General features: G+C 48.5%; 22 protein-coding genes and 1 pseudogene. 10 read left to right on the top strand and 13 right to left on the bottom strand.

The annotated features are described in order from the left end of the window. The first annotated feature begins 38 nt into the window (after window positions 1-38). Both HP567_RS11680 and HP567_RS11675 read left to right on the top strand, forming a co-directional pair. Window positions 39-215 (top strand): hypothetical protein, encoded by a 177-nt coding sequence (locus HP567_RS11680; protein WP_217366941.1) that lies wholly within the window; start codon window positions 39-41, stop codon window positions 213-215. Between the two features lie 22 nt (window positions 216-237). After that, the gene (locus HP567_RS11675; protein WP_217366942.1) at window positions 238-627 is read left to right on the top strand and encodes a Mov34/MPN/PAD-1 family protein; all 390 of its coding nucleotides are present in this window, start codon (window positions 238-240) and stop codon (window positions 625-627) included. A gap of 36 nt (window positions 628-663) precedes the next feature. Here HP567_RS11675 and HP567_RS11670 read toward each other — a convergent pair whose 3' ends face one another. From HP567_RS11670 to HP567_RS11645, 6 genes are all read right to left on the bottom strand, one after another. After that, window positions 664-852, bottom strand: a complete 189-nt coding sequence (locus HP567_RS11670; protein ID WP_173608563.1) for a hypothetical protein — start codon at window positions 850-852, stop codon at window positions 664-666. Window positions 853-868: 16 nt separating this feature from the next. Beyond that, on the bottom strand, window positions 869-1,165 hold the full coding sequence (locus HP567_RS11665) for a ferredoxin family protein (protein WP_007726971.1): 297 nt from the start codon (window positions 1,163-1,165) through the stop codon (window positions 869-871). After that, a complete protein-coding gene (locus HP567_RS11660) occupies window positions 1,165-2,460 on the bottom strand; it encodes an FAD-dependent oxidoreductase (protein WP_173608564.1) in 1,296 nt (431 codons plus the stop codon). Before HP567_RS11660 ends, HP567_RS11665 begins: the two co-directional genes overlap by 1 nt. After that, on the bottom strand, window positions 2,453-3,475 hold the full coding sequence (locus HP567_RS11655) for an electron transfer flavoprotein subunit alpha/FixB family protein (RefSeq protein WP_173608565.1): 1,023 nt from the start codon (window positions 3,473-3,475) through the stop codon (window positions 2,453-2,455). The genes HP567_RS11660 and HP567_RS11655 overlap by 8 nt, the downstream gene beginning before the upstream one ends. Then, on the bottom strand, window positions 3,472-4,302 hold the full coding sequence (locus HP567_RS11650; RefSeq protein WP_173608566.1) for an electron transfer flavoprotein subunit beta/FixA family protein: 831 nt from the start codon (window positions 4,300-4,302) through the stop codon (window positions 3,472-3,474). Before HP567_RS11650 ends, HP567_RS11655 begins: the two co-directional genes overlap by 4 nt. A gap of 199 nt (window positions 4,303-4,501) precedes the next feature. Continuing rightward, a complete protein-coding gene (locus tag HP567_RS11645; RefSeq protein ID WP_173608567.1) occupies window positions 4,502-6,763 on the bottom strand; it encodes an immune inhibitor A domain-containing protein in 2,262 nt (753 codons plus the stop codon). Window positions 6,764-7,159: 396 nt separating this feature from the next. Here HP567_RS11645 and HP567_RS11640 point away from each other — a divergent pair, with 396 nt between their 5' ends. The 6 genes from HP567_RS11640 (at window position 7,160) to HP567_RS11615 (ending at window position 11,738) form a co-directional block, all read left to right on the top strand. Continuing rightward, complete coding sequence (locus HP567_RS11640; protein ID WP_173608568.1) at window positions 7,160-7,918, top strand: TrmB family transcriptional regulator; 759 nt, start codon at window positions 7,160-7,162, stop codon at window positions 7,916-7,918. Window positions 7,919-8,186: 268 nt separating this feature from the next. After that, window positions 8,187-8,900 (top strand): response regulator transcription factor, encoded by a 714-nt coding sequence (locus HP567_RS11635; protein WP_304502558.1) that lies wholly within the window; start codon window positions 8,187-8,189, stop codon window positions 8,898-8,900. A 4-nt stretch (window positions 8,901-8,904) separates the two neighbouring features. Then, on the top strand, window positions 8,905-9,846 hold the full coding sequence (locus tag HP567_RS11630; protein WP_173608569.1) for a sensor histidine kinase: 942 nt from the start codon (window positions 8,905-8,907) through the stop codon (window positions 9,844-9,846). An 83-nt stretch (window positions 9,847-9,929) separates the two neighbouring features. Then, window positions 9,930-10,853 carry an ABC transporter ATP-binding protein gene (locus HP567_RS11625; protein WP_173608570.1) on the top strand — a complete coding sequence of 308 codons (924 nt, stop codon included), beginning with the start codon at window positions 9,930-9,932 and terminating at the stop codon, window positions 10,851-10,853. Next, window positions 10,846-11,541 (top strand): ABC transporter permease, encoded by a 696-nt coding sequence (locus tag HP567_RS11620; protein ID WP_229087991.1) that lies wholly within the window; start codon window positions 10,846-10,848, stop codon window positions 11,539-11,541. The genes HP567_RS11625 and HP567_RS11620 overlap by 8 nt, the downstream gene beginning before the upstream one ends. Window positions 11,542-11,567: 26 nt before the next feature. Beyond that, complete coding sequence (locus HP567_RS11615; protein ID WP_173608571.1) at window positions 11,568-11,738, top strand: hypothetical protein; 171 nt, start codon at window positions 11,568-11,570, stop codon at window positions 11,736-11,738. Window positions 11,739-12,106: 368 nt separating this feature from the next. Here the strand turns inward: HP567_RS11615 and HP567_RS11610 are convergent. Further along, window positions 12,107-12,283 (bottom strand): annotated as a pseudogene (locus tag HP567_RS11610) (transposase); the annotation flags it as partial. A gap of 401 nt (window positions 12,284-12,684) precedes the next feature. Between HP567_RS11610 and HP567_RS11605 the strand changes: the two are divergent. Beyond that, window positions 12,685-13,872 (top strand): MFS transporter, encoded by a 1,188-nt coding sequence (locus HP567_RS11605; RefSeq protein ID WP_173608572.1) that lies wholly within the window; start codon window positions 12,685-12,687, stop codon window positions 13,870-13,872. Window positions 13,873-13,948: 76 nt separating this feature from the next. Here HP567_RS11605 and HP567_RS11600 read toward each other — a convergent pair whose 3' ends face one another. Further along, a complete protein-coding gene (locus HP567_RS11600) occupies window positions 13,949-15,277 on the bottom strand; it encodes an ATP-binding protein (RefSeq protein ID WP_173608573.1) in 1,329 nt (442 codons plus the stop codon). Window positions 15,278-15,518: 241 nt separating this feature from the next. Between HP567_RS11600 and HP567_RS11595 the strand changes: the two genes are divergently transcribed. After that, a complete protein-coding gene (locus tag HP567_RS11595; protein WP_173608574.1) occupies window positions 15,519-16,703 on the top strand; it encodes an amidohydrolase in 1,185 nt (394 codons plus the stop codon). A 61-nt stretch (window positions 16,704-16,764) separates the two neighbouring features. Here HP567_RS11595 and HP567_RS11590 read toward each other — a convergent pair whose 3' ends face one another. The 5 genes from HP567_RS11590 to HP567_RS11570 form a co-directional block, all read right to left on the bottom strand. After that, window positions 16,765-17,928, bottom strand: a complete 1,164-nt coding sequence (locus HP567_RS11590) for an FAD-dependent monooxygenase (RefSeq protein ID WP_173608575.1) — start codon at window positions 17,926-17,928, stop codon at window positions 16,765-16,767. A 15-nt stretch (window positions 17,929-17,943) separates the two neighbouring features. Next, the gene (cysK, locus tag HP567_RS11585) at window positions 17,944-18,858 is read right to left on the bottom strand and encodes a cysteine synthase A (RefSeq protein WP_173608576.1); all 915 of its coding nucleotides are present in this window, start codon (window positions 18,856-18,858) and stop codon (window positions 17,944-17,946) included. A gap of 136 nt (window positions 18,859-18,994) precedes the next feature. Continuing rightward, the gene (locus HP567_RS11580) at window positions 18,995-20,047 is read right to left on the bottom strand and encodes a hypothetical protein (protein WP_173608577.1); all 1,053 of its coding nucleotides are present in this window, start codon (window positions 20,045-20,047) and stop codon (window positions 18,995-18,997) included. A gap of 126 nt (window positions 20,048-20,173) precedes the next feature. Then, entirely contained in the window at window positions 20,174-20,992 is an 819-nt protein-coding gene (locus tag HP567_RS11575; protein ID WP_173608578.1) for a hypothetical protein, read from the bottom strand. A 163-nt stretch (window positions 20,993-21,155) separates the two neighbouring features. After that, window positions 21,156-22,142 carry an ROK family protein gene (locus HP567_RS11570; RefSeq protein ID WP_173608579.1) on the bottom strand — a complete coding sequence of 329 codons (987 nt, stop codon included), beginning with the start codon at window positions 22,140-22,142 and terminating at the stop codon, window positions 21,156-21,158. Between the last annotated feature and the right edge of the window lie 6 nt (window positions 22,143-22,148).

The raw sequence follows: 22,148 nt of genomic DNA, 5'->3' as shown, positions 1-22,148 counted from the left end.
ATACAACATAGTACAGTCTAGAAAGGGAGGAAAAAACCATGACACCTGAACAAATGCGTGCACTGTACCAACAGCGTCAACAACACCCTGTCCAACCTACCCAGCGTCGAATGCCACCATCACCTTTGCCAAAATCCGGTCCGGTTCACAGAGTTCAACCGTCCGTCCAGACTAGAACGAGTGGAGGATGCTGCGGCAGGCGTTGGCAGGGCTAATCTTTTAGAGACCCCCTTTTCCATGACCCGTGCTGTCTATGATGAGATCATCCGAGATTCCCTGGAGAAGAGGCCAAATGAAACGTGTGGATTGCTTTCCGGTAGAAATGGGAGTGCACAAACGGTTTGGCGAATGGAAAATACATTGAAAAGCCCCGTGGCCTTCGCCATGGACCCCAAGCAGATTCAACACGTTTTCCACAAAATGGCGTTTCGCGGGGAGCATTTGGTCGGGATCTATCACTCCCACCCTACTGCTCCTCCCATTCCGTCACCTGAAGATATTGCTTACTGTCATTACCCGGAGGCTGCGTATCTCATCGTTTCGCTCGCTTCTCCACAACCAGTTCTCGGCTGTTTTCGAATTGAGGGGTCTTTTGCTCGGGTGTATCCTTATACAGTCCGTAACTAGTAGTCAAATTCCTCAAAACAAAAGAACAGTGGGAATTTACTCCCGCTGTTCTTTCTGTTTTAGATGGTCGCCCGGCTCCAAGGAACTGGGCAGCAGCCATTCCCTTTTCTCCCAGCTGACAAAATCATCTTCCCATTTTATCTGGAAGCGGTCCTCCTCAATATGAATGACAACTCCCTTTGCCCCATCCTTTACATATACGACCAGATCGCCTACTTGTATCACCGCTCATCGCCGCCCATTACCCGAGTCTGAAGATGATTCCGTGTCCACCCTTCGGATACACCCATTTGATATTTTCATACGGGCAACCAATGCGGCAACTCCCGCACTCGTGACACCCTTCGTAACCGACGTGCATCCTTACTTCTTCCCATTTGTATACTTCCGCAGGACAGAAGATGGTACAGAGCTTATCAGGGCATTGCGTTGCACAAACATCAGCGGAGAGAACATGCAGATGTGACTCCGTATCCGCTTTGAAGCGCACGAGATACTGTTTCTCCTCGATCGACTGGCCCTTCGGTAGATCCTGCATCACTTCATCACCCTCCACGCATTCATCAAATCACGCGCCATTCTCCATTTGTCCTTCGCAGAGCCGAGGTCGCTCCAGATTTTCTTCTGCTTGCTCCATTTCGAGCTGCCATCAACCGTGAACATCTGACTCGCCGCTTTGTTCATCATCGGAATATATTGTTCGAAATACTGCGGGAATTTTTCAAAGTGATGCGTTGCGTCCTTGTACTTTTTCAAATCTTGACCCACAAAGCTGTTCAAGAGATTGATCCGGTATCCGTCGAGCATTTTTTCGGAATAGTCCCCTGCCTCTCTTGCTGCCAGGATCGTTTCCGCCGCCATGACACCAGATGCCATTGCCATATTCGATCCCTCTCGATGGATCGCATTGACGAGCTGGGCAGCATCTCCTACGACAAGGACACCATTGCCGACAATTTTGGGAATGGAACGATATCCCCCCTCGGGAATCAGGTGCGCCAAGTATTCCTGCTGCTCACAGCCTTGGATATACGGCCGAATCATCGGGTGATTCTTTACATAGTCCAACAACTCATACGGCTTGATCTTGTTTTTGATTAGACCCGACAGCATCGTCCCTACCCCAATATTCAAGCTGTCCTTATTCGTATACAACCAAGCCGTCCCCAGAATCCCTTTGGTCGAATCCCCGAAGATTTCAATCGTACAACCGTGATCACCCTCGAGGTTAAAGCGATCTTCAATTATTTTGCGATCCAGCTTCAGTACTTCCATGACAGCGAGCGCTACTTCGTCTGGGCGAAACTCTTTGTGGAAACCTAACGATTTCGCCAGCAAGGAGTTGACTCCGTCTGCTAGAACGACAACATCTGCGTATAGATCCCCATCCGGTCGATCTGTTTTCACACCGACTACTTTGCCATTTTCAACAATGCACTCCAGAGCGACGGTCTCATTGAGTAAAAGTGCTCCCTGCTGCACGGCTTTGTCTGCAAACCATTGGTCGAATTTCGCCCGCAGCACCGTGAAATTGTTATAAGGTTCCTGGGCCCACTCCATGCCTTTATAACTGAAATTGATAGCTGATTCCTTATCGAGCATCATGAACCGCTGCTCGACGATTGGTCGTTCAACAGGTGCCTCCTTGTAAAATTCGGGGATGATGTCTTCCATCGTTTTGCGATACAAAACACCTCCCATGACGTTTTTGGAACCCGGATATTCCCCGCGTTCCATCAACAAAACATTTACGCCCGCTTTGGCAAGTGTATAAGCACAAGCTGTTCCAGCCGGACCTGCTCCGACAATGATTACATCAAATTTCTCAGCCATACGTTACCTCCTTGTCCGGCTCCTTTTGGAAAGCTTCAATGAGCAATGGCACAATTTCAAACGCATCACCGACAATACCGTAGTGGCAAGACTGGAAGATGAGTGCATTCGGATCTTTATTGATGGCAATGATCAATCCTGAGTTGCGCATGCCGACCAAATGCTGGATAGCTCCTGATATGCCGATGGCAAAGTAAATTTTGGGTGTGACCGTCACTCCCGTCTGCCCGACCTGATGTTCATGACCGATCCAGCCAGCTTCCACCGCATCTCTGCTGGCCCCGACGGTTGCCCCGATTCGTTCTGCGAAGCGATGTATAAGCGCAAAGCCTTCCTTGCTTCCGAGTCCCTTGCCGCCAGCGACGATCACATCCGCCTCATCCAGCCGCACCTTTTCCTTCGTCTCCCGGACAATTTTCAGTACTTTTGTGCGAATGTCTTCTTCACGCAGCTTCAAGCTTTCTTCTATGATCTCTCCTGTACGTGACTCATCTGGCTCAAGCGCTTTCATGACTTTTGGGCGAACCGTCGCCATTTGCGGTCGATGTTTTTTGCACAAAATCGTCGCCATGATGTTACCACCAAACGCTGGACGGCTCGCCTCCAACAAACCTGTCTCCGCGTTCACATCGAGCATGGTCGTATCGGCGGTCAGTCCTGTCTCCAAGTCCGTCGCAACAGCGCTCGCCAAATCTTTTCCTGTTGAGGTTGCCCCGTACAAGATAATTTCCGGCTTGTGCTTTTGGACACATGCGATGACAGCTCGCATGTAGGATTCTGTCCGGTACTCATGAAAAATTTTGTGATCGTATACGTACACTTGGTCCGCACCGTAGGGAAACGCCGTGTGGGCCAACTCCTTGACTCCATCTCCGATTAACAAACCAGCAAGCGGCACGTCTCGCTTGTCAGCCATTTGTCTTCCCGCCCCCAGCAGCTCGAGTGATACAGGGGCGATACGACCGTCACTCACCTCTAAAAACACCCAGATGCCACGAAAATCATCCAGATTCATATCTGCTCCTCCTTCACCCGAAACAGTCGCTGTTTATCGTGCAAAATTTCCATCAAGCGTGCAATTTGCTCGCTGGCACTTCCTTCGAGCATTTCGCCACCCTTTGGTTTCTCTGGGGGCCAAACTTTTGCAACGATGGTAGGAGAGCCCTTCAGGCCTAACTGCGCCCGATCAATATCCCCCAAGTCATCGACGGACCAGACAACAGGATTATATCTGGCAGCTCGAAGCATGTTGGGCAGCGGAGAATAAGGTACTTCATTAATCTCCTTCTCCACGGAAAACAAACAAGGCAAGGTCGACTGAATGACTTCATAACCATCCTCCAGCTTTCGATGCACGATGGCGTAACCTTGTTCTTTGTTTATCTCCACTACTTTTTTCACACACGTAAGCGGCGGAATATCCAACCGTCTGGCGACTCCCGGTCCGACTTGTCCCGTATCACCGTCGATGGTCATCTTCCCGCAAATGACGAGGTCGACTGGCTGGCTTTCTGCAATCTTCTCAATGGCTTTGGTAATTGCATAGCTGGTCGCCAATGTGTCTGCTCCGGCAAATGCACGATCCGTTACCAGATAGCCTGCGTCTGCCCCGATCTCGATGCACTTCCGAATGGCCTTCACCGCTGGCGGCGGTCCCATGGTGACGACGGAGACCACACCCCCATATCGATTTTTCAAACGAACGGCTTCCTCCACCGCATGTGCATCATACGGGTTGAGAATGGCTGGCGCACTGGCGCGATCCATCGTATTCGTCTTCGGATTCATCTTGATGATTTTGGTGTCCGGCACCTGCTTAATGCAAGCGACAATATGCAGCATGATTGATCCCCCCTTGCTGCCGGGCGCGATTCCTATGCCTGTACAAAAGGTTGCCTTTCTTACGCGCAATCAGATCAGGCAGCTTGTCGTTCATTGTTATAGCCTATTTCGATGCAGCCGAGCTTAGACCAGTAATCATGGAAACGAAAAAGACGCCAAACATCAGCTTGGCGCTGTGTGGCGTCTTTTGGCTTATTCATTAATGTTTGTCAATGGAGAACTCAACCGAAGCATCCGTGAACTTTTTGTCTACCCTTTTCAGCTTGATTTGCAAACCGATTTGCGGCAGAATTTTTCCGACTTCCGGTACTTCCGGCATCGAGTAATCATCACTGTCGTCAAACTCCTTAACGCCTTTCAACGGATCGTATTTCATCGTTCCATAAATGTAATCCAGATCCATACCGGACGTTTTGTTCGGGCTAAATGCAGCATCGTTCACCTGATAGCGGGAGTCTGCAATTGCGCTTTTGTTACCCTCATCATTGTTCCAGTAACGCACTTCCTGATGGGCATCTACTACACCGAGCAAGCCGTAGCCTGGATGCTGGCTCGTATTGTTATCACGTGTTCTTTCGTAGCGACCATCAAAGTACCAGATCACCATACCTGGATCATACGTGAAGAAGGAGTCGTTGCGGCGGAAGTACTTCAGTCCAGCGTCAATTCCTTCATGAGAGCGCAGCTCAACCAGGTAGTACGCATCGTACATTTTGCCTTTTCCATCAAAGTGGATGAAGCCATCCAGCTTGAACTTCTTCTCACCCTCTGCATCATCCGCGAAGATAACTTGCCCATCTGCCTCTACTTCAAAGTTATCCAGATAGAAGCCGTCCAACACGTAAGCGACGTCCGTCACATAGTTAAACTCGACTTGCACTTTTTTGCCGACAAACTCGTTCAGGCTGATTTCTTCTTTGTCCCAGCCTTTTGTTACGTCATCGAATTTTTGCACTTCTTTTTTCTCACCTGTATCCGCATCGATTACATTGACGGATAGGTAATCATAGCCTTCCTCAATGTTCCTCCATGAGTCGAATTTCATCGTAGCGGAGCTGACCCCAGTCAAATCGATCACATCGGAAGTCATTTTGGTGTTCAATTTGTTGCCTTCATCCGAGAAGTATGCGTAGCCACCATCTTTTGGCTCTACCGGCGGTTTCTTTTCAACTTTCGGCATATTCAGCTTAACGACTTTTCCGCTTTTCTCGGTGCTGCTCGCATCAATGAGCGGAACCGTTTTCTTGCGTTTTTCTACATCCTTGTAGTCCAGAACAGTCGGAGCAATCCAGTTGCCGCCAAACATTTGTTGCAGAACCATTTTGGACCAAGGATCAAGGCCTGTAGGTTCCGTTTGGAAGACTTTACCTGTATGGCTACCAGACGACATGAGGGACCAAGCGCCTACTGGCGAATCTTTTCCGGCTCTTGAGGTGTCATACAAGTCTGGCAAACCGAGATTGTGTCCGTACTCATGAGTGAATACGCCTGGTGCGCCATCTTCTGGCTGGATCATGTAATCAAATGCTTTGAGGCTAGTACCTGGAATATCCACTGGTTTGCTCAAGGTCCAACGGTGAGACCAGATCGCATCTGGGTCTTCCCCTGTCTCTTCTCCGATCCCTGCATGAACGAGCATGAGGTTGTCCAGATTGCCATCTGGCTCCATCAGGTCTCCATCACCATCGATATCATACGGATCACGCTGATCATACAATTCCTCTTTCCCAGCAATGGATTCCCCAACTGCCGCCAAGGTCTCGAGTACCAGATCACGCGGATTGGAATCTCCCCCCTTGATATCGTTTCCTCCATAATACTTGTAGCCGTTCTCTGCCATTTGCCATGGCGTTACCACACCGTCAACCGTCCAAGATCTTCCCGATTGCAGGTAGAAGTATTTCGCCATGGTTGTCATGCCGATACCTTCAGGAGTTTCATACCCCTTCTGATCAAACAGCATCTCTTTATAGTGCTTTTCGTTGAAGTCTTCTGTCCAAAGCGAGTCACTCACTTTTGGTAGCTGGTTATGCTCCCGGTCAGGGAACTCGATAAGAGCGACAACGATGTTATCCGTATGTAGTCGTTTGGAAGAGCGTACTTCATCGCCGTCCTCCATCTCAGCCACTTTCTGCACAGCATCAGCCAATGCTGCCTGCTGTCCTCTGCTCGCTTCCTTACCGTAAGAGGACGATTCATCAATGCCGTGCGGGACTTTTTTGTCTTCGAAGTACTCGAGCAACGCTTCGTCAATCTCTTCCTGATCGGCGTCTTCATCAATGATTCCTTGCTCCATTAACCCTTTAATCAGTCGCTCCAGGTTAACAGTGGACAAATCTACATGCAGATCATGCTTGTCCTCTTTGGGTTTGGCCAAACCCGTTGCAGGTGCAGCCACGAAAGTACTGAGCACGAGTGAGGAGGAAAATAAAACGGATAAGAGCTTTTTGCTTTTCTTCACTAAGGTTCACCCTCTTTTTCTATCTATTTGTGATGCATCGGAAAATTAAACCCCCAATTCCGACTATTCTTAATTATTACGTGATACGTAATCTTTGCCAAATTTTTTCCTTCGACAAAAAAACCTTCACGTTCAAAAGAAATTGCTCAATAAGGCTATCGACCTACTCGGAACAAGTGCCGAATTTTCGGCTAATCATTTATATATAGGGTCTCAATTTGATATATGCATGGTGTGTCTACTGCCTAAAGACCTACAGAAAAATTAGCGAATTTTGTCGAAAAAGCTCGATACATTCCGATAAAATATTCCTTTCGCCCCTCCTCTTTCTTGCAAAACAACTCGATTATCGGTACGATCGAATAAAAATGCTCGTGTTTTCCATGGAGGATTTTGATGCTGCAAACATTTGGTTTTTCTCTGTATGAGAGTAAAGTTTATGAAGCGTTGGCGTCTAGCGGCGAGCCTCTCGATGCAGCAATGGTCGTGAAGCATTCGGGGGTGCCAAAGGCAAAAATTTACGAGGTGTTGAATCGTCTGGTAGAAAAGGGGATGGTCCTTGACACCGTATCGGAAAAGAAAAAGCGGTATACAGCCCTTCCCCTGGACAGCCTGGTAGAAAAGCTGACCCGCCAATTTCAAACGGACGTCAAAAAATTGACCAGCTCCCTTTCCCATAAAACTGTACGTGATGACCGAGTCTGGAGCCTGAAGGTTGACGAATCGATCCGCGCGGAATGCAAACAATTGATCCAACGAGCGACTCGGTCTATTCGTATCTCCGCCTGGTCCGATGATTTTTTAGAGTATGTACCCTTACTGGAAATGAAAGAAAAGGAAGGAGTAGAGATCGAAGCATTGGTGATCGGGCAGATTACTACCAAGCTTTCCTGTGTTCATTCCTTTATCCCTGTGCAAGAGCATCAAGGCTTGGAGCGCTATCAGCTAATTGTAGCGGACCAAGACGAAATGATTTTTGCAGGCGAGGAGGAAACAGGGTGGCACGCGATCAAGACACGCGGTCAACCGTTCGTCAAATTTTTTGCCGATTCTTTTTACCATGATGTCGCACTGACAAAAATCACCCAAAAATACGTGGATCAACTGTTTGACGATGAAGAAATCCGCAAGATGATTATCCGCCTCCGATACTGACAATCCCTGGACTTTGGCTTTTGGTTTTATTAAAAACTACAAAGTATCCAAAATAACCAATAAATATAAATAACTAAATACCATGTTAGCCATTTACATTACGCGTTTATCTTAACTCCAATGTGACAACCATTGATTTAACAATGATGGTCACAATAAGTTAAGATAAACGCGATTTGCTAGCGCTACTCCTATGTGCGTATTCGGAAACATCGTGATCGTTTCGGAAGAGATTTTTTTAAAAGGATAGGATTAAGGAGAGAACACCATGCCACACAACATACTGCTGATTGAGGACGATGCCCAAATCGTCGAGATGCTTCGGAATCATCTGATCAAAGAAGGCTACGACGTCTTGGCAGCGTTTGATGGACTGGACGGAATTGCCCAGTTTCGGCAAAGCTACTTCGATATTGTCATTGTCGATATCATGATGCCAAAGCTGGACGGCATCGAGGTAATCAAGAGGATCCGAGAAAACAGCTCGGTGCCGATTTTGATCATGTCGGCAAAGGACAACGACGTCGATAAAGCGATCGGGCTCGGCTTCGGTGCCGACGATTACATTGCAAAGCCGTTTTCTCTCATTGAAGTGTCGGCTCGGATCAAAGCGGCGATTCGTCGTGCCACGACGTATTCGAATGCGGGAGCGGGCTCAGCAGATCAGGCATCTCCAGCTGCCAAGGTGCTGATGTTCGGAGCCCTGCGTATTGATCTGGAAAATTTTTCAGTTTCGAAAAACGATGTCGATCTGAAGCTGACGGCCAAAGAATTCGAAATCCTGAAGCTGTTCGCCACAAATCCAAATCGCGTGTTCACGAAGGCGCAGCTGTACGGCTTTATTTGGAATGACGAATATTATGGGGACGAAAACGTCATTAACGTCCATATCCGCCGGTTGCGGGAAAAAATCGAAGACCAGCCATCCGCACCACGTTATATCAAGACGCTGTGGGGCATTGGCTACAAGTGGGAAGGATAATGACATGGTGATCGCGCTAGTTGTGCTGGTCGTTCTTTTGCTCGTCGTGATTGCGACTCAATACCGAGCTTACCGGGCTAGAAGCTCCAGCCTGGAACTGATTCACCACAAATTAAAGGACATTATCGAGGGTGGCACAAGCGAAAAGCTGCTTGTTTTTACGGACGATCGCGCATTGATACCGGTCTTGATCGAAATCAATCATTTGCTGGAGCACAACCAGCAAAGAGCGGCGAATTTCCTGAAGATGGAGCAGTCGATGCGGAAAATGATCTCGAACATATCGCACGATTTGAAGACGCCACTTACCGTTGTACTTGGTTATATCGAAACGATCAATCTGGATCCGGACATGGACGCAGCGAAACAAAAGGTTCTATTGTCCAAGGTGCACGCCAAGGCCAACGAGGTGCTGCAGCTCATCCGACAGTTTTTTGATTTGGCGAGACTGGAGTCAGGGGACGAGCCGATGCCCCTTTCTCGGATCCACATGAACGATATTTGCGAAAAAAATATACTCGCATTTTATGACACGCTGACGGTCAAAGGCTTTGAGGTCGCGATTGAGATCCCGGACAAGCCAATGTATGCGTGGGGGAACGAGGAAGCGCTGGACCGCACCCTGAACAATTTGATCGCCAATGCGATTCAGCATGGCGGAGAGGCGATGGTGGTCGGATTAACATTGCGCGGAGACGACGAGTTTGTATATGTGGACGTATGGGATCGGGGCAAAGGGATCCACGAGCTGCATCAGGACCGGGTGTTCGAGCGGATGTACACGCTGGAGGACTCCCGTAACAAATCGTATCAGGGCAGCGGTCTCGGGCTGACAATTACGAAAAGGCTGATCGAAGCTCAAGGAGGGACGATCCGCATCCATAGCAAGCCGTACGAAAAAACAGTGTTTACCGTCAGACTGAAGCGAATCGCATTCGGGGCTTAAGGAATTTGTAAGAATCAGGTAAGGAAAAAGCAAAATTCGATGCTTACGATAGAGCTTGTAACGAACGAAGGGGGCATCGAACGATGACGTATATCGTAAGAACGAATCAACTGACTCGTGCTTACATGGGTAAGGAAGTTGTTTCGAACGTCAATATGAACATCAAGCAAGGCGAAATATACGGCATGCTTGGTCCAAACGGTGCGGGCAAAACAACGGTCATGAAAATGATCACGAACCTGGTGAAGCCGACGGCAGGTGAGATCGAAATTTTCGGTGAGCGGCTGACTGATACGTCGTACCGACTGCTGGGGCGAATGGGCACGATCATCGAAAACCCGATCTTTTACGAAAAGCTGACGGCCCGTGAAAACCTAGAGCTGCATTGCGAATATATGGGCTACCATGACCCAAAGGCGATTGATGAGGCGCTTGAGCTGGTCAATCTGAAAGGGATCGACAAGAAAGCGGTAAAGGAATTTTCGCTGGGGATGAAGCAACGGCTCGGCATCGCGCGGGCGATCACGACCAAGCCGGAGCTGCTGATTCTCGATGAGCCGACGAATGGTCTCGATCCTGTAGGAATCAAGGGGCTTCGCGATCTGTTCAAAATGCTGTGCAAGCAATATGGGACCACGATTCTCATTTCTAGCCATATTCTTGGGGAAGTGGAGCTGGTCGCCGACACGATCGCCGTCATGAACGGCGGCAAGCTGCTGCAGGAAGTTTCGATGGACTATATCGTCAAGCAAACACAGGAGTATATCGAAATCACGACGAACGACAGTAGGAAAGCGGCCTACGTGCTTGAAAACTATTTGCAAATATCCAATGTCCGCGTCACCGACGATGGCCAAATCCGCATTTACGATAGCCGCATTCCGCAAAGCGAGCTGATGAAGACTTTGGTGCTGCACGATGTCAAGATCGAAGCGGTTCATAAGAAAAAAGGGTCGCTTGAGGATTATTTCCTGTCCATTCTGAATGGGGGTGGCGTCGGTGTTTAAGCTCATGAAGCTCGAAATGCGCAAGTTTCGGATCGGGTCTTATATTCGGGCAGCGATGATCGCCAACGTCGTGATCTTAAGTCTCATTTGCTTTATCAGCCTTGACTCGAAAATTACAGAAAAGATGCCTTTTACGAGCTACGATATGGCGTTCTCCGTCATTGATACACTCATTCGGGGAACGTACATAGTGTTCGCGTCAGTGCTCATTTCCCGGCTTGTCATTAACGAGTTCCGCAACAAATCGATCACGGTACTGTTCATGTACCCGATCAATCGCAAAAAGCTCATCGCAGCCAAGCTGCTCGTCGTCGTGCTGTTTACGCTCGTTGCGGATATTGCGGCGAACCTGTTTGTTGGTGTTGGCTTTTATGTATTCAATCTGTTCGCCTCCGTTGTTCCAGAGCCTCTCTCGTGGTCCGTTGCAACCAAATCGCTGCTTGCGGTCGTGATGAGTGCGCTGGCGACCAGCTTTTTAAGCCTGATTCCTCTGAATTTCGGCATGCGCAAACATTCAGGCGCGGCTACCATCGTGTCGTCACTCATCGTCGTGATGCTCGTCTGCCAGAACGTCAACGGCTTCACCTTATATTCCATTCTTGCAGTGCCGATTGGCCTGGCACTCCTCGGCGCGGCCGTCGCGTATATGTCGATTCGAAACATCGAGCATGTCGATGTGCTCAAGTAGCAGAACGGGAGGAGAAGATTAGGATCATGCGACAAGTATTGAAATGGAGCTTTTTGCTTTGCACCGCTTCTTTTGTCTTGAATGGACTGCTGTATGTGGGAACGGGAGACCGACATGTGCTGATCAGTATGCTAGGTGCTGTCGGATTAGCGGTCCTGTCCGCGAGCTGGTTGCTGTTCGCGAAGAAAAAGCAGTGAGCGGCAGGAGCATCAGGGTGAAATGAAACGAGGGCTATTGTAGTGGCGGAGTTACTGCAATCGAAAGAATCATGGACGTAGAGCCAAAGGTAAAGAATTGGGTTTCTTGGAGCTGTCGCGGCGCGACAAGCTCCTTCTTTTTTTCTAGATGCTAAAAGCTCCTGTTCCCTCCATCAGCCTTGAAGACCTGCCCACTGGCACCATCGTGGCAAGACGGCCAGCTTGGGGTCACCTCATGAAATGGAAAAAATCGTACGTTAAGGGCGAACGCCAACATTGTCGCTCACTCCAAGTACTGTATTCCAGAGAACAATGGCTGCTACTACCAAGGGTACCGGCAATATGAAAAAACTCGAGTTCCTTATCGTATTACGATTGCGAGGCACACGAAGTTCTGTGTTGCCAAACTTCGTTTTCACCGTCTTTTTACTGTAGCCATTTCGACTATTTCCAGTATAGTCACCGTCGGAACTATGCTTGTTTTAACCTAAGTGATCATCCATTTCAGCTTCAAAGAACTGCTGGATCGTGTCACGAAACAGGTCCTAGACAAATGATGGCTTGTCCCATAAACGGAAATAAAGACATTCTCAAATGCGTTCAGGTTCGTTGTAATGAAACTCTATCGGAAGATTATATGGACGTTTCTGTGCCTCTTCTATAGCTTTATTAATCATGAGCTTGGCGATTTTTTTCTTCATTAAAATAGTGCTCGTAAACTATGATCGTGTCTTGGTTTTCCCACTTCATATCCTTTCCCTATTTTGTTATTTCAGTGGGTTTAAATTTGACAAACCGTTTGTGACATTTATCGAATGAACTTTCTATGTTTTTCATTCTACAGTTGGCCGGAGTCTTTTCTATTTATATGGAGAAATTTCTAGTTGCACACGACCAAAAAGGTTACTATTATGGTAGTAACCTTTTCTTGAGAGGAGCTATTGTTTTGAATCCACGTGTCTTCATCTTAGCGATTGCTACCTTTGTCGTAGGTACGGTGGAATTGATTATCGGTGGTACGCTCGATCTGATCGCTCGTGACCTTCAGGTATCAATTAGTGCCGCCGGACAATTAATCACCATTTTCTCGCTTGCCTTTGCTGTTGCCGCTCCTTTGCTCCTGCATGTTACGAGGCGTGTCGAGCGCAAAAAGCTATACTTGTTTGCATTAGCAGCCTTTTTCCTGAGCAATGTACTTGCGGCACTTAGTCCGAGCTACGCCGTATTAATGACAGCACGTATCTTGAGTGCAGCAAGTAGTTCCATCCTGATTGTGCTGTCGATTACCATTGCAACGAGTCTTGTGGAACCTGCTTACCGTGGTCGCGCCATTGGCGTTATTTTCATGGGGATTAGCGGTTCGCTTGTACTCGGCGTCCCTGTCGGACTGGCTCTGGGGAATGCCTTCGGATGGCGTGCCCCATTTTGGCTGATTGCGGCTCTGAGTATCGTTGCGGTGATTTTTATCCTCATGTTTTTGCCAAAAGTTCAAACTGCACCGCCGATTCCGCTGCGTGATCAAATGACTACCCTCCGTAGCGGCAAGCTATTCAGCGCCTTGTTTATCGTCATGTTAATGCTGACAGGTCACTTGACGCTGTATGCATACTTTACCCCTTATTTGCAAACGACGATGAATGTAGACGCAACGACACTGAGCTGGATTTATCTCCTGTTCGGGATTGCTGCCGTTGCAGGTGGTGGTATTGGCGGTTGGATTGCTGACAAGTGGGGAGCAACCAAGAGCATTCTGTTGATTATTCCAGTGTTCGGCTTGATCATGTGTGTCTTGCCGTTTTTTACAGGCTCGCTTTATTTGTTCTTGCCGATCATGGTCATCTGGAGTGCGCTTAGCTGGGCTATTTCGCCAGCACAGCAAAACTATTTGATCTCCTGCTCACCTGCTACTGCGGACATTCAATTAAGCCTGAATACTTCTGCCCAGCATTTAGGTATCGCCCTTGGCTCTCTGGCTGGCGGTCTCGTCGTCGAGCGATCCTCCGTTATTTACACACCATGGGTTGGAGCCGTGTTCGTACTGCTTTCGTTCGGATTTGCCTTCTACTCGATCTCACGCCCTGTTCCAGCACAGGAAAGCCAAGTGGTGCAGCCAGCGCCAGGACACCATGCATAGCGCCTCGCAAAAGCAAAAAGCCGTCAACTATTTGACGGCTTTTTCGTATCATCCTAGAATCGTTTTCGTTTTGAGCCTATTTCACTGGCAACCAAACGGTAAATCTCGTGATTCCCTGCTCGGACCAAACCTCAATTTTCCCCTTGTACTTGTGAACAACTGCATCTACGATCGTCAGACCCGTTCCGCGCCCACCACATTTTTTCTCTCTTTTCGTTGTATAGCCATTATCGAAAATACGTGCACGTTGTTCTGGCGTTATTTCCGGTCCTGTATTTTCCACTCGGAAAACAACGTGTTCTTCATCACAGCAAAAATAGATGCTGACTCGCTTTTCCCCATCCGCTAACTCAGCCGCTTCAATCGCATTATCAATAAGATTCGATAAAATTTTGATCAGATCAATGGAAGGAATGCTATCGATTGGATCAGAGCATTCTTCAAATTGCATGACGATTTGTTTGGATTTGGCCTGCTCCCATTTGGTGTGAAGCAATACCATTAAAGCAGGATTCGCAAATCTCACCGTGAGGTCCAAAAGCTTGGTTTCTTTCAGCAACGACTGCACGTAATCTCGTGCTTTTGGATAATATCCGCATTCGATCAAACCGTAGAGCACTTGCATGTGATTGACGAAATCATGGCGTATGGAGCGCATCGAGCAAATGACTGAGCGCAATTCTTCCTGGTAGGTTTCTTCCGTCTCGCCAACTGCTGCCTTGATGGCGCGTTGGTACCAGCGTTCCATGCAAAGAACCAGAAAGATCAGTACGACGACAAACAAACCTTGAATCGCAAAAACAGGAATGCTGCTACGAACGACATCGTTTCCAATGTCCTCGATGATGGCTACGTCCGTATCTACTCCGATGATTCCGATGATTTTTCCTTCTCTATCTCTAAGCGGCGCGCCCGCAGACATGTAGACCCCGTAATCTGGATCTCTGATAATCTCTGAGTAGTACGCTGATGATCCTTCGTAAATCGTTTGAATGTGCTCAGAAGATAGAACAATAGGATTACCGATATCAAAATTTTGCTTCGCATTTGGCGGCCTTGCGACGATCATTGTGCGACCACTTTGCCTGTCTTCGCTGACTTGAATCGTGTATAAATACAGCAAACCGAACTGCTCACGAGCTTGATTCAATTGCTGTTCGATTCGTTTATAGGCGGGGGTCTCTTTTACCGGATTTCGTAAAAACTCTTGGTACGCGTCAACATCTAGACTGTCTGCTACTGTAGAAGCAGCTTTCATGCTTTGATTCGCAATGGAGAGTCGGACGGATTGAATCGTATTGAAATAGGAAATCGCGATGCTTACACAAGTCAAGATCAAAACAAGGATGCCAGAAACGAGCATAATGACTAGAACTCTGGGATTTTTCGGGTGTGTACTCGTCATAATCTCCTCAATCCATCTGTTCAAAAAGTCGTCTTTTGATTACGCAGTTATACTAAAAACACGACTTTTTGAACATGTCTCTCTAATATTTTAGAGATTTCTACTGGAAATGTCTACATAATATGAATTTCGCTTCATTATAGTTCTCGAAATCATACATTGAATTATGATTCGGAATATTTTTATAATAAGACGAATACGAAATACCAATCTCTTTCCCTAGGAAAAAGGAGTGGGTTCGATGGAAGAAAAACTGTTTGCCCGGCTACAGGAGATTTATCCAGAGCTTGTTACATTCAGACGTGATTTGCATATGTATCCCGAGCTTTCCTTTCAGGAGGAAAACACAGCGAAGAAAGTAGCAGACAAGCTGGCTTCTTTTGGTATAGAAGTACAAACCGGTGTTGGCGGCATGGGTGTTGTCGGTCTCTTGCGGGGTGGAAAGCCAGGAAAAACAGTTGCGTTGCGCGCTGACTTCGATGCCTTGCCCATTCAAGATGAAAAAGAAGTACCGTATAAGTCCCGCATTCCAGGAGTCATGCACGCGTGCGGTCACGATATACATACCTCCGGACTTTTGGGAGTCGCACAAGTGTTGAGCGAGTTCCGTGACGAGCTCCCAGGAAATGTGGTATTCCTGCATCAGTTCGCGGAAGAGCTGCCACCCGGTGGCGCCAAAGCCATGGTGGAGGCGGGTTGCCTCGAAGGTGTTGATGTCGTGTATGGCGCGCACGTTGCCTCCGAGCTCCCCGTAGGCACTGTCGGGATCGGAGATGGCTACATTACAGCAGCAGCAGACAGCTTTGAGATCGTCTTGTACGGAAAAGGCGGACACGGTGCTTATCCTCATACCTCCGTTGATCCAATCGTATTGGGCAGTCAGGTTGTTATGAATTTGCAGCAGATTGCCAGCCGGCAGGTAGATCCGCTGAAACAAGTCGTTCTGTCTGTTTGCTCCTTCGTAGGCGGGGGCGAAGCGTTCAACGTCATTCCTGATCAAGTGAGGCTCAAGGGGACTGTTCGCACATATGACGAGGAAGTGAGGGGCGCGGTCGAGCAATCTCTTAAACGTATCGTGGAAGCCAGCTGCCAGGCTGTCGGCGCTACTTGCGAAATCATGTACCAACGCGGCTACCCAGCTACTTGGAACGATGAGACAGAGACTCCGCTGCTTACAGCAGAAGCCAAACGCATTTTTGGTGAGGAGCGAGTATTGAAAATCCCACCTGGCATGGGCGGAGAGGATTTTGCTTACTTTGCCCAAGAGCGCCCCGCTACCTTCTTCATGGTTGGTGGACGCAACCCGGAGATTTCGGCGACGTATCCGCATCATCATCCCAAATTCGATGTCGATGAGCGCTCCATGATTCAAACTGGTCAGTTGTTCATTGCAGCGTTGCTTGCCTATCAGGCACGCCAGCAATAAGCGAAAAAAGTCTAAAGGCAAGGGCCTCATGCTCCTTGCCTTTCATTTTTGTCCGCCGTATTCACACCTCATGTCCAACTATCCAGTCCAGTCTTCGACTCTGGATACGGGCAGGGATCGTTTTTAGCAGGAAATGACGAGCCGCGATGGCCAGCGGATTTTCCCATTGGGTGACAGCCCCCATCAAGCGGGAACCTTTCACAATCGCATTCGCCCGCTTCTTCCGTATCTCTTCATACATGCGCAAAGCGCGAGCCGAGTCCGTGTGGTCATCTGCCAAGCATCTGGCTAGCACAAGCGCATCTTCCATTCCCTGCCCCGCCCCTTGCCCCAGATTCGGCAGCATCGGATGTGCCGCATCGCCCACTAATGTAACCCGGCCCTCACCCCATCTCCTGAGTGGTGTACGGTCGTAAATATCATGCCGCAAGATGGCTGCATCCTCTGTCGCCTCAATCACTGCACGTACTGGCTCATACCAGCCGTCCAGTCGGCGCAACGTCTCTTGCTTCCGGCCCGATGGCCCATCTTTTTCTCCCTCAGGTGCATTGATGGCGGCAAACCAATGTATTCGATTGTTGCCAATATGGGAAAATCCGAAACGAATTCCCTTGCCCCATGCTTCAAAGCCTCCTCCTGATTCCAATGGATAACGAGGGTCTTGATAAGTAGCAATCCCGCGAATCGCCGTATACCCGGAGTATCTCATCGACTCTTCCCCGAACAAGCTCTTCCGTACACGGGAGTGAATCCCGTCCGCTCCGATCAGAATCGTCGCATGTGTACGTGACCCATCTGCAAAAGCGGCATGAACCCTTTCCTTTTCTTGAGAAAAAGAGACGAACTGCTTGCCTAAAACCAATTCATGCGTCGAGATTTTTGCAAAAAGTGCCTGCTGTAGATCAGCCCGATGAATCAAGTAGCTGTCAGCCCCGTACCGTTCTGCTTGTTCCGCGACAGGCAGCTCAACCAACAAATTTCCCTTCCAGTCGCGAATCCGTGCTGAGCGGACAGCTGCTCCCAGCTCGCGTACTTCCTGTCCAACCCCCAGCTTATCCAATGCCTTCATGGCATTGGCAGCCAACACGATTCCAGCACCGATGCCTTTATGCTCTTTTGCCTGCTCATAAAGCGTCACTTGCCAACTCTTTTGCTTCAAGGCAAGCGCTGATGCGAGTCCGCTCAAACCTGCCCCGATGATCAGCGCGTGTTTTTCGTTGCTCATCGCCTTTTCTCCTCATTAGAAAAGATTCATACTCAAATACCGCTCCCCTGTGTCAGGCGCAATACACACGACCCGCTTACCCACTCCCAACCTTTTGGCAATCGTGATGGCAGCAAAGACCGAGGCACCCGATGAAGGGCCGACGAGAATCCCTTCCAGGGCTGCCAGCTGCCTCATGCTTTGTAGGGCGTCTTCGTCCGCGATTTGAATAATTTCATTATAAATGCTTGTATTGAGGATTTGTGGAACAAAACCAGGGCTCGTGCCGACCAGTTTATGTGGACCAGGCTTGCCGCCAGACAGAACCGGGGAGCCTTTTGGTTCGACGACAGCGATATACAGCTCCGGGAGCTTTTCGCGCAACGCTTCGCCTGTTCCGGTAATCGTTCCTCCCGTCCCAGCTGTGGCGACAAAAGCATCCAGTCGACCATTCATTTGCGCAAAAATTTCCTTAGCTGTCGTCATTCGATGAATGTCAGGGTTCGCCTGATTTTCGAATTGCTGGGGAATAAAGCTGCGCGGAATCTCTTTTTGCAGCTCTTGCGCTTTGGCAATCGCCCCTGGCATCCTCAGCTCGCTCGGAGTCAAGACAACCTCTGCCCCATACGCTTTCAATAGATTGATCCGTTCCTTCGACATATTGTCAGGCATGACCAAAATCGCGCGATAGCCTTTTGCTGCGGCATTCATCGCCAAGCCGATCCCAGTATTTCCGCTCGTCGGCTCTATGATCGTATCCCCCGGTTGGATCAGCCCCGCTTGCTCAGCCGTCAAAATCAGATTGTAGGCAGCGCGGTCCTTCACACTCCCGGACGGATTGAATTTCTCCAGCTTCACAAAAACTTCCGCTGCTCCTTCAGGAACCATGCGCCTCAGTTGAACAATCGGCGTGTTTCCAATCAATTCGGTAATGTTCTGGTAGACGCTCATCGTATTCCTCCTGGAAAATATGCCTTCATGTCATTATCCCTTAGTAATACTATAAGAATAATACAATTTTTCCGACCTGAAAACGATAAGGGTGCTTAAATGAGAAAAAGCTCTCGAAGGAGAGCCTTATTCCTGTCTAAAAACCATACTTTGCTTTTGTCTGATTCAGTACATTCACCGCTTGTTGATACAGACCGTTCGCGGTTTCTTTCACTTTTGCTTGTCCGCTTTTGTCTACCGAGCCTTGGCGCTGCTTCGCCTGCGCGATTGAATCAGTCGCCGTCTTGATAGCCGCGAGGACTGCTTTTTCCCGTTTCTCGGCATCCGGTACGCTCGCTTTGATTTCCGCCCAAATCGTTTGGATGTCCTTCATGTCGGTCTCCATGATGGCGATCATTTCCTGCATGTTTTTGTTTTTATCCTGGATCGAGCCATCCATCGTGTTCATCCCATCGACCAACACCTTCATACTGCCCAGCGTTCCTTGCATGACCTCGAATTCCATCTTGCTCAAGCCTGGCTGCGTCGAATAGGTACGAATCTCTTCCAACAGTCTTTGTAGCTCCGCTATTTGATCGTTTGAAAACTGCGCTTCATCCGTAAATTGCAGCTCGTCCAAATACTTTGCCGTTTCAATCAGATCAGCTTCCAGCTTTCCTGTCTGTTCTACTTTTTTGGCGAAATCGACACGCTCTTTTTCTTTGGCTCTTTGTTCTGCTACTTCCTTCTTTTTTACTTCCGCTTCCTCGTTGATGCGCTTGGTTAATGACGCCAATTTGCTTTCGTACGCGCTTTTGTTTGTGGCAACAAGACTCGTCTGTTCCTTATTTTCTTCCATAAGCAGGCCGTTAAATTGGAGCTCGTCACCGTTCACTGTGCCGATGATATCCTGACCAGTTGCCGGATTTTTGAGTGTTAGCTGTTCCCCATCCAGCGTTCCCTCCAGCAAGATCGACTCGGTTTTCAGAAAGGGGATGCTGTCTTCCGTTTCGACGATGGAATCTGCTATTTCTACGTTTACTTTCTCGTTATTTACCGTGACACTCGTGTATAGCATGCGTGTATCGTCTTCGTACAAATACCCTTCCGCCAGTGTCACAGGACCAAGGAAACGATAGCCCGCGTATCCCAGCAATGCGACGATGACCAGAGCCATTACGATCATGATGCTTTTGTTTTTTCCCTTCATGCTGCTGCGACCCCTTTACCCACAAATTCTATTACGTTTGACCTGTTTTCCTGCCAAAACGTGCCATAGTTTTATGATACATGAATCGCGGGGGAAAACCCTATGAGTCTAAAGGCCAAAACAAGATTAATAGAACGTATTACCAAAATCGTGACTGAAATCGAGTGTTTGACCTTCTTCGATTGTAATCGTGGAGAGTTCATATTTTAAATGTAATAGACTAATCCTTACAAATGAATCCCAATTTCTGATGTAAGGTTTCAATATACTTGTGAAATATTCATCAATAGGCTCATTAATATTGCGAGTGGTTTGTGCTGATACGACCAAGATGTGATATTCTCCAGCCGGTAAGTTACCAACCTCGTAATTTCCATATCCATTTGCTTTTGCAGCAAATAATCCCACGTTTTTTTTTGGTACTGTACCTATTGCAAATATACTCTCTTCATCATCAGTGAGCGTATTCTTATCATAACCTTTGGAAATGAGTAGAATCCTTGCATTCACATCCGGCTTCGTCCCAACAAAATCGTTATACTGCCAAGTAATCGTACCCTTGAGCGATCCCTTTTGGGTAGGAATTGCTGGTTGTGCTACTTGTCCTACGACATTATTTTGTTGGCCTACCGTTTCAACCGGATAAGCTGCCGGCATCGCCACGTCCGTTGTACTTTTCCCCTCCGACGATACAGCTACAGCATTTGACTGCTGATTTGTGCCCGCTTCCTGACCTGTAGACACTGGATTTACGGGTGCAGGCTGATTCGTTTCCTTTTTTGCTACGGGTCTCGATCCTAGCAGATCATCAAGGTTTTTCCCAGATAAATAGAAAATAGCACCGCTAGCAATTCCGAGGATGATGGCAATTACCAATAAAAAAGTAAGGAGTTCTTTGAAAAATCCGGGCTTCTTCGCTGCTTTTGCTGTTTTGGCCTCTGCCATGGTACCCCTCCGTCTGTCTCTCTATCATGATATGTGAAGATTTTTCCAATCAATATTTTACCAATAGATAGAATCTAGGTCTAGGCTCCTATGACTCGCACTGCACAGGGAACAGAAAAAAGCCGATGTCTACCAAACATCGGCTTCTCGTACTATCATTCCGTTATACTTCAACCATTTCACGCTCGGACGGATAATACATGCCTGCAGCACCGAGCACGCCTGCTTCCGCTCCAATTGTAGTCAACTGGATGCTCGCCTGATTTGCCATCCGAGAGATAGAGCGCTCGCGAATGACGTTCTTCGCTTCTGCAAGCAATAGCTGTCCGTTCTTCATCACACCGCCACCAATGACAATCACCTGCGGATTGAACAGATGGATCAGATTCGTCAGTCCGACCCCTAGATAATAGCCTGCTTCCTTCATCAAGGTCATGCTGAGCAAGTCACCTCGTACCGCTGCCTCTCCGACCTCTCTAGCCGTTATCCTGCTCAGGTCATTCCCATTTTCAACAAGCAACGAACTTGTAACACCCTGTAGAAGCTGTTCCCTGGCTCTACTTGCCAAAGCCAGCCCAGACGTGTAATTTTCCAGGCACCCTCTATTCCCGCACGCGCAGAGCGGTCCTTCTGGATCAAGCGAAATATGCCCGAACTCCCCGGCACTATCGCCAACACCTGTAACCAGCCGTCCTCCACTAATAATGCCAGCGCCAACACCCGTACTGACCGTTACATAGATCAAGTCTTTCGTGCCTCGTGCACTTCCAAACGCCCATTCTGCTACCGCTGCTGCATTGGCATCATTGATCAATTGCACGGTTACGCCAAACCGCTCCTGAAGCATCGCGCCGATCGGCACATCGCTCCAGTTTAGATTGCTCGCAAAAATGACCATTTGACGCTGCGTATCAATAATTCCGGCAGTTGCAATCCCGATCCCGCGAATGCGTGAGAGATTGATGCCACTCTCGTCTAGTACCGTCTGCACCAAATCACCGATACGGCAGATGACTGCCTGTGCTGCCTCTTCTGTTGGGGTCGCTGCGTTCGCCTGACTGAGGATGTTGCCATGCTGGTCGACGATCGCGGCCATGATCTTTGTACCACCCAGATCAATCCCGATGGCATATGGTTTGTCTTGATTCATCTTCCG

The sequence above is a fragment of the Brevibacillus sp. M2.1A genome (genome assembly GCF_013284355.2).
In the GTDB taxonomy this organism is placed as follows: Bacteria; Bacillota; Bacilli; order Brevibacillales; family Brevibacillaceae; genus Brevibacillus.
Note: the sequence above shows the minus strand (reverse complement) of the source record. Positions and strands in the feature narration are given on the sequence as shown.

Bases quoted from the DNA above. Each gene is read 5' to 3' on its own strand.
- HP567_RS11640 (WP_173608568.1), top strand. From the start codon at position 7,160: ATGCTGCAAACATTTGGTTTTTCTCTGTATGAGAGTAAAGTTTATGAA.
- HP567_RS11590 (WP_173608575.1), bottom strand. From the start codon at position 17,928: ATGAGCAACGAAAAACACGCGCTGATCATCGGGGCAGGTTTGAGCGGA.
- HP567_RS11650 (WP_173608566.1), bottom strand. From the start codon at position 4,302: ATGCTGCATATTGTCGCTTGCATTAAGCAGGTGCCGGACACCAAAATC.
- HP567_RS11595 (WP_173608574.1), top strand. From the start codon at position 15,519: ATGGAAGAAAAACTGTTTGCCCGGCTACAGGAGATTTATCCAGAGCTT.
- HP567_RS11635 (WP_304502558.1), top strand. From the start codon at position 8,187: ATGCCACACAACATACTGCTGATTGAGGACGATGCCCAAATCGTCGAG.
- HP567_RS11680 (WP_217366941.1), top strand. From the start codon at position 39: ATGACACCTGAACAAATGCGTGCACTGTACCAACAGCGTCAACAACAC.
- HP567_RS11625 (WP_173608570.1), top strand. From the start codon at position 9,930: ATGACGTATATCGTAAGAACGAATCAACTGACTCGTGCTTACATGGGT.
- HP567_RS11630 (WP_173608569.1), top strand. From the start codon at position 8,905: ATGGTGATCGCGCTAGTTGTGCTGGTCGTTCTTTTGCTCGTCGTGATT.
- cysK (WP_173608576.1), bottom strand. From the start codon at position 18,858: ATGAGCGTCTACCAGAACATTACCGAATTGATTGGAAACACGCCGATT.
- HP567_RS11580 (WP_173608577.1), bottom strand. From the start codon at position 20,047: ATGAAGGGAAAAAACAAAAGCATCATGATCGTAATGGCTCTGGTCATC.
- HP567_RS11615 (WP_173608571.1), top strand. From the start codon at position 11,568: ATGCGACAAGTATTGAAATGGAGCTTTTTGCTTTGCACCGCTTCTTTT.
- HP567_RS11655 (WP_173608565.1), bottom strand. From the start codon at position 3,475: ATGAATCTGGATGATTTTCGTGGCATCTGGGTGTTTTTAGAGGTGAGT.
- HP567_RS11675 (WP_217366942.1), top strand. From the start codon at position 238: ATGACCCGTGCTGTCTATGATGAGATCATCCGAGATTCCCTGGAGAAG.
- HP567_RS11665 (WP_007726971.1), bottom strand. From the start codon at position 1,165: ATGCAGGATCTACCGAAGGGCCAGTCGATCGAGGAGAAACAGTATCTC.
- HP567_RS11600 (WP_173608573.1), bottom strand. From the start codon at position 15,277: ATGACGAGTACACACCCGAAAAATCCCAGAGTTCTAGTCATTATGCTC.
- HP567_RS11570 (WP_173608579.1), bottom strand. From the start codon at position 22,142: ATGAATCAAGACAAACCATATGCCATCGGGATTGATCTGGGTGGTACA.
- HP567_RS11575 (WP_173608578.1), bottom strand. From the start codon at position 20,992: ATGGCAGAGGCCAAAACAGCAAAAGCAGCGAAGAAGCCCGGATTTTTC.
- HP567_RS11660 (WP_173608564.1), bottom strand. From the start codon at position 2,460: ATGGCTGAGAAATTTGATGTAATCATTGTCGGAGCAGGTCCGGCTGGA.